15 protein-coding genes, 1 tRNA gene and 1 pseudogene are annotated in these 12,481 nt (G+C 45.3%); 9 read left to right on the forward strand and 8 right to left on the reverse strand.

Annotation, left to right across the window (positions count from 1 at the left end):
- Nucleotide 1 precedes the first annotated feature (1 nt).
- A complete protein-coding gene (gene trmD / locus IPO96_04035) occupies nt 2-649 on the forward strand; it encodes a tRNA (guanosine(37)-N1)-methyltransferase TrmD (protein QQS64713.1) in 648 nt (215 codons plus the stop codon).
- A gap of 343 nt (nt 650-992) precedes the next feature.
- On the opposite strand, the gene IPO96_04040 is transcribed toward trmD, so the two are convergent.
- The 3 genes from IPO96_04040 to IPO96_04050 form a co-directional block, all read right to left on the reverse strand.
- On the reverse strand, nt 993-1,646 hold the full coding sequence (locus IPO96_04040; protein QQS64714.1) for a hypothetical protein: 654 nt from the start codon (nt 1,644-1,646) through the stop codon (nt 993-995).
- Between the two features lie 96 nt (nt 1,647-1,742).
- The gene (locus IPO96_04045; protein QQS64715.1) at nt 1,743-2,312 is read right to left on the reverse strand and encodes a hypothetical protein; all 570 of its coding nucleotides are present in this window, start codon (nt 2,310-2,312) and stop codon (nt 1,743-1,745) included.
- A gap of 74 nt (nt 2,313-2,386) precedes the next feature.
- Nucleotides 2,387-2,560 (reverse strand): DUF1508 domain-containing protein, encoded by a 174-nt coding sequence (locus IPO96_04050; GenBank protein ID QQS64716.1) that lies wholly within the window; start codon nt 2,558-2,560, stop codon nt 2,387-2,389.
- Between the two features lie 124 nt (nt 2,561-2,684).
- Between IPO96_04050 and IPO96_04055 the strand changes: the two genes are divergently transcribed.
- Nucleotides 2,685-3,209 carry a hypothetical protein gene (locus IPO96_04055; protein QQS64717.1) on the forward strand — a complete coding sequence of 175 codons (525 nt, stop codon included), beginning with the start codon at nt 2,685-2,687 and terminating at the stop codon, nt 3,207-3,209.
- A 3-nt stretch (nt 3,210-3,212) separates the two neighbouring features.
- Here the strand turns inward: IPO96_04055 and IPO96_04060 are convergent, their stop codons facing one another.
- Nucleotides 3,213-3,821 carry a hypothetical protein gene (locus tag IPO96_04060; protein ID QQS64718.1) on the reverse strand — a complete coding sequence of 203 codons (609 nt, stop codon included), beginning with the start codon at nt 3,819-3,821 and terminating at the stop codon, nt 3,213-3,215.
- A 470-nt stretch (nt 3,822-4,291) separates the two neighbouring features.
- Here IPO96_04060 and IPO96_04065 point away from each other — a divergent pair.
- From IPO96_04065 to IPO96_04075, 3 genes are all read left to right on the forward strand, one after another.
- Nucleotides 4,292-4,365: transfer RNA gene (locus IPO96_04065), tRNA-Gln, on the forward strand.
- Nucleotides 4,366-4,538: 173 nt separating this feature from the next.
- Nucleotides 4,539-4,733, forward strand: coding sequence for a hypothetical protein (locus IPO96_04070; protein QQS64719.1), 195 nt, complete (start codon nt 4,539-4,541; stop codon nt 4,731-4,733).
- A gap of 473 nt (nt 4,734-5,206) precedes the next feature.
- On the forward strand, nt 5,207-5,470 hold the full coding sequence (locus IPO96_04075; protein ID QQS64720.1) for a hypothetical protein: 264 nt from the start codon (nt 5,207-5,209) through the stop codon (nt 5,468-5,470).
- Here IPO96_04075 and IPO96_04080 read toward each other — a convergent pair.
- Nucleotides 5,444-5,896: pseudogene (locus tag IPO96_04080) on the reverse strand (recombinase family protein). The gene IPO96_04075 and the pseudogene IPO96_04080 overlap by 27 nt on opposite strands.
- A gap of 690 nt (nt 5,897-6,586) precedes the next feature.
- Between IPO96_04080 and IPO96_04085 the strand changes: the two are divergent.
- On the forward strand, nt 6,587-7,276 hold the full coding sequence (locus IPO96_04085; GenBank protein ID QQS64721.1) for an aspartate/glutamate racemase family protein: 690 nt from the start codon (nt 6,587-6,589) through the stop codon (nt 7,274-7,276).
- Here IPO96_04085 and IPO96_04090 read toward each other — a convergent pair.
- Nucleotides 7,266-7,916 (reverse strand): Type 1 glutamine amidotransferase-like domain-containing protein, encoded by a 651-nt coding sequence (locus IPO96_04090; protein ID QQS64722.1) that lies wholly within the window; start codon nt 7,914-7,916, stop codon nt 7,266-7,268. The two genes, IPO96_04085 and IPO96_04090, sit on opposite strands and share 11 nt — an antisense overlap.
- 300 nt (nt 7,917-8,216) lie before the next feature.
- Here IPO96_04090 and IPO96_04095 point away from each other — a divergent pair, with 300 nt between their 5' ends.
- From IPO96_04095 to IPO96_04105, 3 genes are all read left to right on the forward strand, one after another.
- Nucleotides 8,217-8,864, forward strand: a complete 648-nt coding sequence (locus IPO96_04095; protein ID QQS64723.1) for a hypothetical protein — start codon at nt 8,217-8,219, stop codon at nt 8,862-8,864.
- Between the two features lie 90 nt (nt 8,865-8,954).
- Nucleotides 8,955-9,428, forward strand: a complete 474-nt coding sequence (locus tag IPO96_04100) for a hypothetical protein (protein QQS64724.1) — start codon at nt 8,955-8,957, stop codon at nt 9,426-9,428.
- Between the two features lie 246 nt (nt 9,429-9,674).
- Nucleotides 9,675-10,223 carry a hypothetical protein gene (locus tag IPO96_04105; GenBank protein QQS64725.1) on the forward strand — a complete coding sequence of 183 codons (549 nt, stop codon included), beginning with the start codon at nt 9,675-9,677 and terminating at the stop codon, nt 10,221-10,223.
- A gap of 227 nt (nt 10,224-10,450) precedes the next feature.
- Here the strand turns inward: IPO96_04105 and IPO96_04110 are convergent, their stop codons facing one another.
- Nucleotides 10,451-11,194, reverse strand: a complete 744-nt coding sequence (locus tag IPO96_04110) for a hypothetical protein (GenBank protein ID QQS64726.1) — start codon at nt 11,192-11,194, stop codon at nt 10,451-10,453.
- 91 nt (nt 11,195-11,285) lie between these two features.
- Nucleotides 11,286-12,470, reverse strand: a complete 1,185-nt coding sequence (locus IPO96_04115; GenBank protein ID QQS64727.1) for an FAD-dependent oxidoreductase — start codon at nt 12,468-12,470, stop codon at nt 11,286-11,288.
- Nucleotides 12,471-12,481 lie beyond the last annotated feature (11 nt).

Below are 12,481 nucleotides of genomic sequence, written 5' to 3' on the forward strand. Positions count from 1 at the left end.
AATGAAACTAATGAAAATACAAGTAATAACATTATTCCCGCAGATGTTTGAGGGTGTTTTGGGTCAAAGTATGATGTGGAAGGCTCAAGACAAAGCTAAAGTCGAATTTGAGCTGATAGATCTGAGGCAATTTGGGTTGGGTCCCCGTCGGCAAGTTGATGATACTCCGTACGGTGGCGGTGACGGCATGCTTCTGATGATCGAGCCGCTGGTTAGAGCTATAGAATTTGCTAAAGTTAACTCGCCATCGGCCAAAGTAATTTTGCCTACGCCTCGCGGCAAAACCTACAAGCAATCGGACGCCAAGAGGCTAGCAGCAGCATCAAATGATCTGATAATCGTTTGCCCACGCTACGAAGGCTATGATGAGCGGGTTACTAATTGGGTAGACGAGCAGTTTTGCGTCGGTAATTACGTTCTAACTGGCGGCGAATTGCCGGCTATGGTAATTATCGATTCAGTTGTCAGACTCCTGCCAGGTGTGTTGGGCGGCGAAAAAAGTGTTGAGATAGAGTCCTTTCAGGAGGACGATAAAAAGATCGAGTTTCCCCAGTACACCAGACCCGAAAAGTTCAGGGGCCAAAATGTGCCCAAGGTGCTATTAAACGGGCATCACGCAGAAATTGAAAAGTGGCGAGCCGAAAACTAACATTAAACTTGCATGATCTGCATGTAAAGCGTATAATCACGTTTAATAAGTAGTGTATCGGAGGAGATATAATGGGACGTGCTAGAGCTATAGGTTTAACAGTAGGATTATTTGGTGCTGGAGTTGGTGGGTCGTTGCTAAAAGGGGGAGAGGTTAGCGCACACGTGCCTTTAGTTACTCCGACCTGTGACTCTCTGGATATCGATCTATCAAGGTATGAGGATAATGGTACGGGCCAAAACAACATTATCAGAGTTGTTGTAGATGGTACTCTAGTTACGAACTCATTATTCGGCAGCAGATATGTCAAATCTATAGAGCTGAATCCCGCACAGAAACATGACTATGAGGTCACAGTAGACGCCAACAGGTTGATTGGCGATCCTGTAAAATGGGATTTTTCAACTAGCGGTACCACTGAGAAGTGCGTGTCTCCAACCGACCCCACAGAAAGTACCGAAGCTTCAACGACTACATCCACCACCGAAGCTCCAACTACGACTACATCTACCACTGAAGCTCCAACTACGACTACATCTACCACTGAAGCTCCAACTACGACTACGTCGACAACTGAAGCCCCAACTACGACTACATCTACCACTGAAGCTCCAACTACGACTACGTCGACAACTGAAGCCCCAACTACGACTACTACATCTACCACTGAAGCTCCAACTACGACTACATCCACCACTGAGGCTCCTACAACTACCACAACCACCGAAGCTCCAACTACGACTACATCTACCACTGAGGCTCCTACAACTACCACAACCACCGAAGCTCCAACAACGACTACATCCACCACTGAAGCTCCAACAACGACTACATCCACCACTGAGGCTCCTACAACCACCTCAACCACTGAAGCTCCAACAACGACAACTACCGAAGCCCCAACAACGACTTCAGCCACAGAAGCTCCAACAACCACAACAACTTCTGATGTTGTGCACACTACAACCACTGTTAGCGACAGAGAGACTCCAGGCACCGGTTCAGAACCAGGCGGCGTAGTATTATGGGCCAGTATAATTACTGGTTCAGGGTTAGCGATCTACGGTGCATCGCGTATTAGGAAAAGGACTGTCTAGCTCTTCTTCGGCCTAATCAGCAGCCATAGTACTTCTGCTAAAATCAGGAAGAATACACAGTAAAACCCTACTTCTATGGCAAGCTCTGCTTTGTAGCCTTCGTTGAAATGCGTATGGAAGTACCACCAAGCGCTAAGTATATATAAGGCAATCGTGCATAGGGTGGTGACAAGTATTGAAAACTTTTTTAGCAGCAGTGAAGAAACCACAATCGGCAGAGTAAACAATATTACGGCTCTACTCGACATACCGCGCTGAGTGTAAATACTGAAAGTTGCGAGAGCTAGATCGGCAGTTATTAGAGCCCAGATAACTCTCCTATGATGGCCGTGATCTCTGTTTGGTTTTGAAGAGTAAAACCAGGCTAAAATGTAGACGCTGGTTACGACAAAAAGCGCTAGCCAACGCTGTTTGGCAGCGAAAGGTGTGATTAGATTCCAGGCATCAGAGAGGACGATGTAGACTGCATAAATTAATGCTAGAACTATGTGTAGTTTAGCCGCAGGTCTTGAAACAGATTCTAGCCAATGATCGAGTTTTTTTTCGATGACTTTTTGTTTTTTCATTAACCTAATAAGTAAAGCATAAAACAAGATCCTGCGCAAAAAAGTTCACAGGATCTTGATTGTTATCGTAATTTTTAGGCTTCTACGATTTCGGCATCGGCGGAAGCTCGTGCAACAGCCTCACAGCCTCGCTTGGCACCTGCTTTGTCGGCGTATTCTTCGCCTGTAGCAACTACTTCGCCATTACCGGCTTTTAGACGCCAACGGTAACCGTTTTTACTTTCATAAATCTCAAATTTTGCTGCCATGTTTAAGTAACCTCCTTAATTTAGTATCTTCATTTTACTCTCTCCGTGGCCTATCGGTCTACGGAAAATGGCTATTGTTGACATTAAGACTATAATAAAAGCATAAGACTAAAGGAGAAAAACAATGAAAAAAATAAAACTTATGAGCGCTGCCTTCTGCCTAATAGCCGCAAGCTTGCTCATGCTAGGGAGTAATTATGCATCCCTCACCGTAAAGGATCAGCTTTCAGCCCAAAAAATATCATTTCCAGATAAGGCAACGTTAGAAAAAGACAACTCCAAGCTGGTCTCTTTTGCCGACAAAGCTGTAGATACGGGTGATGAAGCGAAAGCTTATTCGGATTACATCAAAGGCCACTTGGCAAAAGTTGCCAATGGCAAAACCTATTCGGAGGTAAGCGGCGAGTTTCAAAAAGATCGAACCAACAAAACCCTAGAGGCCCAGAGAACTAATCTTTTCATGGGCGAGACGTTACGCGGTTTACTACTCAACGCGTGGGGTTGGGGCTTAGTTGGAAAAATTGCTCTATGGGCCTCGTATGCAGTGTTCATAGTTTCGGTTGGACTGTTAGTGTGGGCAGTAGCCGACAGTGGTACTCGTAAATCGCTGCCAGCCCATACGGTTGCAAAACGAAAAGCCAAAAAGTAGTTACTAGGGTCGAAAGCTGCTAGGCAAGTTGTCGAAGTCAGTCTCGGCGATAATCGCATCCGCTTCTTTGTTCGCTGCAGCTATTTTATGACGCTGCTTTAGGGAATTGAATGCTAAATAAACTGCCTGGGCGGTGACGCCAATGCCGTCCGCTAGAAAATCTCCTAGCTCCTTATTTTCAGCCTTAGCCTTGTGGCTTGCAAGTAAGTCAGATAGCTTATAGAGCTCTGGGTGAGATTTGAAACCCCTTGAGGATATGTTATAAAACATTGATGTGGGATCATTGACTGCCAGAATGGTGCGACCGAAACCCTGAAGCTGGGTGCTGGCTAGCCTTCTGCACTCTGGAAAATCGGCTATTGGAAGGACACTTTGATCTAATGCTAAGCTAGTAATGCCTGATCCAATAACAAACGCATCCCTGCACTTAGCAACACCAGAAGCAGTATCAAAAAGCGGAAATACCGTCTCAGCGAGCAAAGTACACGCAGCTTTAATTTCTGAGTCAAAAAGATTTTCGATGCTGCCTACTAATTTCGTAGGATCAGCCAACGCTCTCTCATAGACATTGGACAGAGGGTCTAAAACCAAAGCCTCTGGATAAACAGGCATGAGAATATCTTACAACATTTAGAATAATATTCAATACCCCGGTATTGTTTTAGTCGTAAGTTTTATGATTGGCCGCGTTTTTCGACGCTAGTCAGATTTTAGATTGGACCGAGTTTTAGGCTATGATATCCTAGTAACACTTGTTTATGCACTAAGCGTGAAAAAGCCCTGAAGATCTTTCTGATGGCAGATCGTAAGAGAACTTTTCAGGTTCCACATTCGGGTGAGAAGCACCAGCGGTGCTTCGGAAACTCGGAAACAGATTTTGAACTTGTTCAAAGTATGTTGAGAGCGGTGAAGCAATCCTGTGAATTGCTGCAAGTGAGTCCACTCTTGAAGATTCATTTTCAAAGAGGTGGCGAAGGGGTCGCAGAATGTGACCGGGACTCGGCTGAAACTTGTTTCACCAAGATCGTGACGACAATCCCATTCGAACACCTCGCACCTTTAAGGTATAATCAATCATATATTGGGGATTGGCCAAGCGGTAAGGCAACGGGTTCTGGTCCCGTGATCGGGGGTTCGAATCCCTCATCCCCAGCCATTTTCGGACTTTTTAAGAATTGGTCGCCCAAATGGGCGGCTTTTTCTTTGGCTGCGCGGAGCGCAAGCCAGATGTTTTCTTGGGGGGAATTGGAGCTACGGCGCGGCAGAAGCCGCGCTTGTTTTTTAGATAAAAAGAGGTTCAATCCGTCAATTTCAGCAAAAGCGGCTTTTATGGCAATCGGCTCGGCGTTTGTGGCTATTTTCTTGAGAGAAACAGCCGTTTTGAGCCACTGGCGCATAGGTTCAACCCAACTATTAGCGGCAAGTGTAAGTTTGGCGATTTGTTCTTCAAGCGACTTCTTTTCACTCATTAGTTCGGCTTGCTTGGTTTTGTATGTCGGCTGGTCAATGTCTTGGTCTAGGTAACTGTCCAGAAGTCGCTGTAACTTGCTTTGCAAGTTACGCACCTTTTCTTGTGCTTCGGCTATGAATACGCCAGTGGTTCGCTCGGCTGTTTTCTCGTCCTCGTTCAGCATTTGCTCAAGCGTAGTTGCCCACGCGCTCGGCAGGGCGTAGCCCTGCAAAATATCGGACAACTGCGCCACAAGCTGTGGTTCGGTTATGGCTAGTTCAATGCACTTCATTATTTTACTTTTGCGCGTGCAACGGTAATAGGTGTATTCGTGTATATTGCCGTTCTTTTGGTGCTTGACTTTCTTTTCGGCAGTAATTGCCATATTGCACACGCCGCAAATTAGCAAACCGCATAAGGCTTGTGGCGCGTTCGCGCCTTTTCGCTTGTGCCCGCGCTTTTCGGCTACTGCTTGCACCGCGTCAAACAGTTTCTTGGACATAATCGGCGTGTGCTTGCCCTCGTACATCTCACCAGCATATCTAAAATGTCCGTAGTAAAACGGATTTGTCAGCATATATTTGATTTGGTCTTTTTTGAGGGGCAAGCCGCCGCTGGTTTTTATGCCGTTGTCGGCAAAATAGTCGGCAATCTCCTGCAACCCTTTGTCGCCTTTGCTGTACAGCTCAAAAGCCGATACAACCAGCGGCGCACGCCGTTTATCTACAACAATAGTGCGGGTACGCACATCATTTATGTAGCCGAGCGGTGCAAGTCCAGGCATTTCACCGCGTCTGACTTTTTGGCGTAGCCCACGCTTGGTGTTCTCGGACAGATTGTCTACATAGTATTTGCTCTGACCAAATGCGATGGACAGCATAAACTTGCCCTGTGATGTGTTCTCAAACCAAAATGTCGGAAACTTCAGATTGGTCAGGTGCGTTTGGTCTAGCAAATATACGATTTGTCCGCCGTCAATGGAATTACGGGCAAGTCTGTCGGGGTGCCACGCGATTATACCGCTGGCTTCGCCAGCCTCAATGCGCTTCAACATCGTGCCGAACTTCGGGCGGCCTGGTATTTTAGCGGTGCGCTTTTCAATAATGGTATCTACAATATGCAAGCTGTTATCTCTGGCATACTTCCGCAGTTCGGCAATCTGCGCTTCAATACTTAAAACCTGCTTGTCCTCTACGTCTGTACTCTTGCGAGCGTACAAAAAGTATTTTTCGTTCATAGTTTACCCCCTAAAACTTAAATGACCGTCCTGGTGCAACCAACCTAGAAGAACTAGATTGTCCAAGACGGCCATTTAAGCCCTCAAATAAAAATAGTTCTTCACTGGTTGGTTGCTCTTTCATTATATCAAGAAAACCGCCTGTGGCGGTCTAAAAAACAAGCGCGGCTTCTGCCGCGCCGTAGCTCCAATTCCCCCCAAGAAAACATCTGGCTTGCGCTCCGCGCAGCCAAAGAAAAAGCCGCCCATTTGGGCGACCAATTCTTAAAAAGTCCGAAAATGGCTCATTTTTACAACGAGGCTAGAACCTATTTCCAACAAGATGTGTAAATGTAAGCCCCACCGTTTGCCAGCCAAAGGCTGACCCGCCCCGCCAGCCCTGACTTTTGCATTTTTGATGTTCCCCCCGCCGAATTTCTTCTTTCAGTTGAGAAAAGTCAGGTCTGTCGGGTCGGCTGCGCTGGAGCGCAGAAACGGCTGGGCTTGGTCGGTGGCACAACGTACAAAAAACCAAAAAATGCTGGACTTTTCATTGTACCTATGCTACAATATATTTTATGAAATTGAGCAACAATTTCTCATCAGTTAAATCACTCGTTGCTCTGCATCTCTTGCACTGGGCTTAGTCCCGAATTGTCTTAAATTACCATTTGAATCTATATTATTTCTTAAACTTTTAGGAGAAAGACCATGTCCGCCATAGGAATACTTGGCGGTATGGGGCCTCAAGCAAGCAATAAGCTGTATGAGCTACTCATTAAGGGTACGCAGAACTATACGCCTGCCGCCGTTGATGATGACTATCCAGAAATTGTCTTGCTGAACGTCCCCGTACCCAACTTCATATCAGACAAAAGCGAATTGCCAAATGCGAGGCAAATGCTTATCGAACGCACAAAGCTGCTTGAACAAGCAGGCTGTACCGTCAATGGTATCGCCTGTAATACAGCACACATCTTACTGCCCGAACTGCAAGCAGTAACAAAAGTGCCGTTCTTGGCCATACCCGCGTTAGTGGCAGATAACATTAAGGCCGCTGGCTACAAGCGAGTAGGCTTGTTGGCTACGCCCACAACCTTAAACTCTACGATATATGACGAGGCTTTAGCCGATGTCGCTGAAATAGTGCGGCCAGACACTACATTTGCAGAGCAAATTGAGCAATACATCTATAAAAAGCTCAATGACAGTTTGACGGAACGTGAAAGGCAGCAATTTAGGCGACAGGTTAAAACATTTAAGGAAGCGTACAACCTAGAAACAATTATTCTAGGCTGTACAGAATTGCCGCTAGTATACGGTGCCATTGATAGTGCGGATGTCATCGACACGTTGCAAGTTCTAGCCGATGAGCTGCTGAAAGAGTATTTTACTCCTTAGCAAGTTTCTCTTGGCTCGAACCGTTGATGATGTAAACATCACCGTCACGAAAGGTTTTATGTGGTATGTTGTTGCCCACAACATACTCATATTCCTTTTCGACTGCTTCGGACTCGTGGTGGTTTGAGTGAAAGTGTACGATTGGGTAGAAATCTATATAGCCCAAACCGTCCCATATTTCGCCAGACTCGTAGCCTGCTGCGCTTGCGTCTTTGTCATCGACCAGCTCAACGCCTTTGAGCGATTTTGTGAGTACACAGAACGCTGCACTATAACCAGCATAGACCAGTTTGTCGGTTTCTATGAGTTCCCGAAAAACTTTGTCAAAACCACTTTGCTTAAAGGCTTTTGCGAGTATAAATACATTTCCACCACTGAACCAAACTAAGTCGTATTGCTCCATTTTTTCAACGATGCCGTCTTTGCCAAAATAGTGGCGTAAATCTAGTTCTTCTGGCTGATAGCCGAGGCTTTTCATATCTTCAAGTTCTCGTTTGAGGACGATGTCATTTCTGACATCTGGCTCTGTACTATCAAGAGCATTAACGCAAACGGCCACTTTTGCCGCTGGCTTACCAACCAGCTCTTTTAGTTTTTCGGTGTGATCTCCGAGGCGATACGATGACATATAGAGTTTCATAAGATAAGCATAGCAAATCGCTAGGCTTGCAGCTACGCCACCGACCAAGCCCAGCCGTTTCTGCGCTCCAGCGCAGCCGACCCGACAGACCTGACTTTTCTCAACTGAAAGAAGAAATTCGGCGGGGGGAACATCAAAAATGCAAAAGTCAGGGCTGGCGGGGCGGGTCAGCCTTTGGCTGGCAAACGGTGGGGCTTACATTTACACATCTTGTTGGAAATAGGTTCTAGCCTCGTTGTAAAAATGAGCCAAATGCGACAGCAGAATTTCAGACCTAAGTCCCTAATTCTGCTATTACATATGGAAGCATCATTTAATATCGTCAGTGCATTCTTCAAAGGCTCTTCAAATCAAGCCAAACTGGCAGCTGGATTGGAGGCAACAAAACACTCAGATAGTGATAGCTTTTTGTATTTATCATATGTCATTGCAAGTATTTCTCAATCTGTAGCAGCCTTAGAAGCAGAAGCATTTAATATTATTAACTATGGCATAGGACATACGAAGGGCTCTAACGGTTACAACTTAGAATCGATTGTTGCCCTACATACAGATGCGGCGAAAATCGATAGGATGCCTATTGTAGATAGATATTCTGTTATTTTGCAAATATTGGGTAAGGAACCGATGAATTACGATGAAGATATAGTCCGTGATATGCATAATCTCTACAATCTGAGAAATGAAACCACACATTATAAGTCATTTGCCACAAACGAAATTATTCCTGAACCTAATAACGATGAAGATTCTGCGTCTAGAGTAAATTTCAAATTACTTGATGATCTAGGCCTTAAGAAATCACATTTTTACGGCAAAGAGTACGGAGGTGTTCCATTACTGCAATATCTAGGATACGAAACAGCAAAATACTCGAATATCATCGCCAAAAACTTTCTCGTGTATTTTTATAACAAATTAGGCGAAGACAATCCATATCTAGATTAATGTTCCAGACCCATATGCTCAGCCAGATGCGACAGTTGAATATTAGACCCATGTCAGTTATCCTGTTTTGCATCAGTTAAGCTAACAATTATGAATAAAATATTGAGATTCAAGGATATTCTTTCAAAGATAAGTGGCGTTAGTACATCAATTGCTGGTGTACAGTGGCAGACTAGCAAGAGTGAACTTGCATGTGCAAAATCAGTGATTAATTACCTAGAAGATAGACGCGTGCTTTACAATCCCACTGAACTCGAGATGCCACATCATTGTCTTAACTCAGTTAACGAAATCATGCATTTTCTTACGTCCGAGATTGATGGGTTGAAGGATCAGAGTAACCTAAAGCTTAATCTCAAGATCATGCGCGCAGCGTGCCGACGTTTTCTTGATTCTAGCCCAGAACCAGTCAATAGATTCCCAAATAGCTACGACTCATGGGTTTTCTATAGTAATTTAGGAGAGTTGCGTGGTGTCTTTGGACTTTGTCTCCGTGAGATTGTTCTGAACTTTGAGTTAGCAGTTGAAAATGACCTTGCGATGATAATGCCTGCGGAAGATTAAAATATTAGACCCGTAAGCTCAGCCAAGGAAAATCCACCCGTTCATGGGTGGTTTTTTCTTGGCTTGGATCAAAGACACAACAGATTGTGTCTTTGGGGACTCGAACAGACACAAACCTTGTTCATTGGCATTCCGCGAACGGTTCGCCGGCGTCGCGAGCCTGAAAAAACAGCAAAGCTACGGAACGCCATTCGCAGACCAATTGACGCATTGACTTACCCCCGTTTAGCGTGTGATAATCACTCTATGAAACAGGTTGTTTTTGTAACAGGAAATAAGTGGAAAATATCTGACGCTAAAGCCGCCCTCACTGCGTATGGTATTACGGTAAGGCCACGCAGCTTAGAGCTAGAAGAGATACAGTCTCACGATCCACACCGTATCGCCATGCACAAAGCGCAGCAAGCTCACGATGCAATTCAACAACCACTCGTGGTAAACGATGCCTCTTGGTCCTTTCCGGCACTCGGTGGGTTCCCCGGGGGATATATAAAGGACGTCGTACAGTGGTTTACTACAGAAGATTTTCTATCACTGCTTAGATTCAAGAAAGACAAGAGTCTAACGATAACAGAAACCGTGACCTATATCGACGGCGATACTACCCAGACTTTTTCGCACAAGCTTCAAGGTACTATTATTCTGAGCCCTCGCGGCTCCGGCACAAGCATCGAAACCATCGCTGAATTCTCTGGACATACTTTAGCTGAACTACATTCACAAAATCTTGAGATTAAGCCAGATGGACCAAGTGCATGGGAAGCGTTTGGTAACTGGTACTCAAAGCAACCATGATGCGACTCGTTAAATCCAAGAAACCTGTAGATATGTACAACATGGTTGGCTATTGCCCTCCTAGAATTTTAAAGTTCAGATTACCAAACCGGCATTTTGGAAATGACCAAAAGCTTCAAAAATGTTAGTAAAGCCAAGCCATGACGAACTGACTTTCTTTGATGAAGTGCATCTGTATGACGATAATAAAGAGCTAAGTCTATGATAAGTAGATCAGATTATCTCTGTTAGCTGTGCATCGGATCCAGATCTATGAGGCTGTATAGCGAATTTTCTTTACCATAGAACCAAGCCCACAACTGATCTCCATACGAGTAGTGCCACCATTCAACCATGCAACTGGCAAGACCAGCCTGGAGCATTGCAGTAAGTAGAATAAGCCTGTTAGATTTTTGCGTGTCAGTCAGCTCTTCACAAAATAGGTAAGACTTTTCGGTGTCATCGTTTAGCTTGCTACCAAAATCAACCAGCTTTCCTGTCGTGGTATCTATCATGTCTACATCGACTGCAGCTCCACATACATGGGGCGGTAAAGTGGTTTCGGGATCACTCACAAATTCGCGTGCATGCTCTAATGCTTCTTCATCACTAACTTGCGGGTTATCCTTCTTGTAATCATCTGCACAGTCAATAAGTATTTTTCTTTGCACATCGATTGGTCGATGGCCTGCACGTAGTACTAGTTTGTATCTACTGTCAAGATGATTTGCTGCGACAAGCAGCCGCTTTGCAAGTTCGGAACGTAGATAGATGGCATCATATTCTGGATGAAGTGACATGTAATCTCTGTAGCGTTGACCCTCCCAGTCGTTATCGAGTGTCCAACAAGGTTCAACGAGTAATCTTTCTGCAGATTCAACCCTCACCAAAGAATCTTTTTGATCGCTCGACTGATATTTAGAGAAATCTACACTTTCGTTACTGCGAGCTCTGGCTAGTTTTTCTTCTATTGTCATAAGTTCATCATTCACATATATATTGTCACACAAAAGTAGCAGTCTAAGTAGTTTAAGTTGTTTTAGAACATAAGCTGATGAAAAATTTGCAAGTTAAAATATTCTTCTAGCGGCGGGCACAAGTTTGGCAGTTATCCTCGGTGGTATCGCTAGCACGCCAGATAGTGAGCGCTCTAAGTGGGCCCATCAGGTCGGAGTAGCCGATAAAGTCAGCGAAGCGCCTCAGAATAGCAGGTAAAATGCCGCCAATTGTCAGGCGACCCCATTGCAACACGGCGCTGCGGTCGCCGATAGGCACGATTTGGATAGGCTTGGCGGGGTTGTAAGCTTTTCTTTTTTTGTTGTTAAGTCGTCTGGTTATGTCCTTATAGACAAAATTGCCATTTTGAACCGCAGTTAAGGCTAGACCAGAGTATTTGGTCGCTGCGTTATCGCCGATTACATAAATACTCGGCCGAATCTGTAGATACTGGTTGACTTTGATTTTGTTGCGTTCGCCAACGGGGAAAACATCCGCCTTATCGGCAAAAAATGGATTGTTGATAGCCCCAGCCGTCCAGATAATGGCGTGAGTTGGGATTGGCCCTTCGTTGGTGCGCAGCTCATCTAATCTGCCAGCTGTAACTTTGGTATTGAGTCGGATTTTGACACCTAACTTCTCAAGTCTACGTTTAGCAATTCTGCTGGCGCGCTCGCTCATAACAGGCAAAAGCCGCGGTGCGCCTTCGACTAGCCAGATATTGATGCGTTTGCGACTGCGGCGATGTTTGCGGGCAATTTTACGCAGGTAGTTTCCGAGACCTGCTGCTAATTCAACACCAGTTGGGCCACCACCGACCACCACAAAGTTGCGCGACGCCTCGTCGTCTAACATAAGTGTGTCGTGCAAATGCTTGCGAAGTTTGACGACTTCTTGGCTGGTTTTCATGCCGTAGGCGTATTCGTGGAGGCCCTCGATATTGAAGAAAGTACTGACAACGCCGATCGCAAAAACGATCTCGTCATATTCGATAATCTGGCCAGACTCTAGGTTTAACTTCTTGGTGTCGACGTCGATACTCAGTGCTTTGTCGATAATTAGGTTGAGGTTGGGGCAGTCTAAAAGCATCCATTCTAGCGGCAGGCGTGAGACTCCCACTTTATGGCCGGTCGCAGAGCGGTAAAGTGCCGGGCAGTAACGGAATTCCTCGCCGTCGCTTATCAGGGTAATATAGACGTTTTTGGTCCTGCGTAGTTTCCTAGCTAAGCGGACGCCAGCAAAGCCGCCGCCGACAATTACAAGATGTTTCATTAGTTTAATTT

This window comes from Candidatus Saccharibacteria bacterium (genome assembly GCA_016700315.1).
Lineage (GTDB): Bacteria > Patescibacteriota > Saccharimonadia > Saccharimonadales > SZUA-47.

Bases quoted from the DNA above. Each gene is read 5' to 3' on its own strand.
- trmD (QQS64713.1), top strand. From the start codon at position 2: ATGAAACTAATGAAAATACAAGTAATAACATTATTCCCGCAGATGTTT.
- IPO96_04045 (QQS64715.1), bottom strand. From the start codon at position 2,312: ATGAAAAAACAAAAAGTCATCGAAAAAAAACTCGATCATTGGCTAGAA.
- IPO96_04050 (QQS64716.1), bottom strand. From the start codon at position 2,560: ATGGCAGCAAAATTTGAGATTTATGAAAGTAAAAACGGTTACCGTTGG.
- IPO96_04055 (QQS64717.1), top strand. From the start codon at position 2,685: ATGAAAAAAATAAAACTTATGAGCGCTGCCTTCTGCCTAATAGCCGCA.
- IPO96_04060 (QQS64718.1), bottom strand. From the start codon at position 3,821: ATGCCTGTTTATCCAGAGGCTTTGGTTTTAGACCCTCTGTCCAATGTC.
- IPO96_04070 (QQS64719.1), top strand. From the start codon at position 4,539: ATGGCAATCGGCTCGGCGTTTGTGGCTATTTTCTTGAGAGAAACAGCC.
- IPO96_04075 (QQS64720.1), top strand. From the start codon at position 5,207: ATGTCCGTAGTAAAACGGATTTGTCAGCATATATTTGATTTGGTCTTT.
- IPO96_04085 (QQS64721.1), top strand. From the start codon at position 6,587: ATGTCCGCCATAGGAATACTTGGCGGTATGGGGCCTCAAGCAAGCAAT.
- IPO96_04090 (QQS64722.1), bottom strand. From the start codon at position 7,916: ATGAAACTCTATATGTCATCGTATCGCCTCGGAGATCACACCGAAAAA.
- IPO96_04095 (QQS64723.1), top strand. From the start codon at position 8,217: ATGGAAGCATCATTTAATATCGTCAGTGCATTCTTCAAAGGCTCTTCA.
- IPO96_04100 (QQS64724.1), top strand. From the start codon at position 8,955: ATGAATAAAATATTGAGATTCAAGGATATTCTTTCAAAGATAAGTGGC.
- IPO96_04105 (QQS64725.1), top strand. From the start codon at position 9,675: ATGAAACAGGTTGTTTTTGTAACAGGAAATAAGTGGAAAATATCTGAC.
- IPO96_04115 (QQS64727.1), bottom strand. From the start codon at position 12,470: ATGAAACATCTTGTAATTGTCGGCGGCGGCTTTGCTGGCGTCCGCTTA.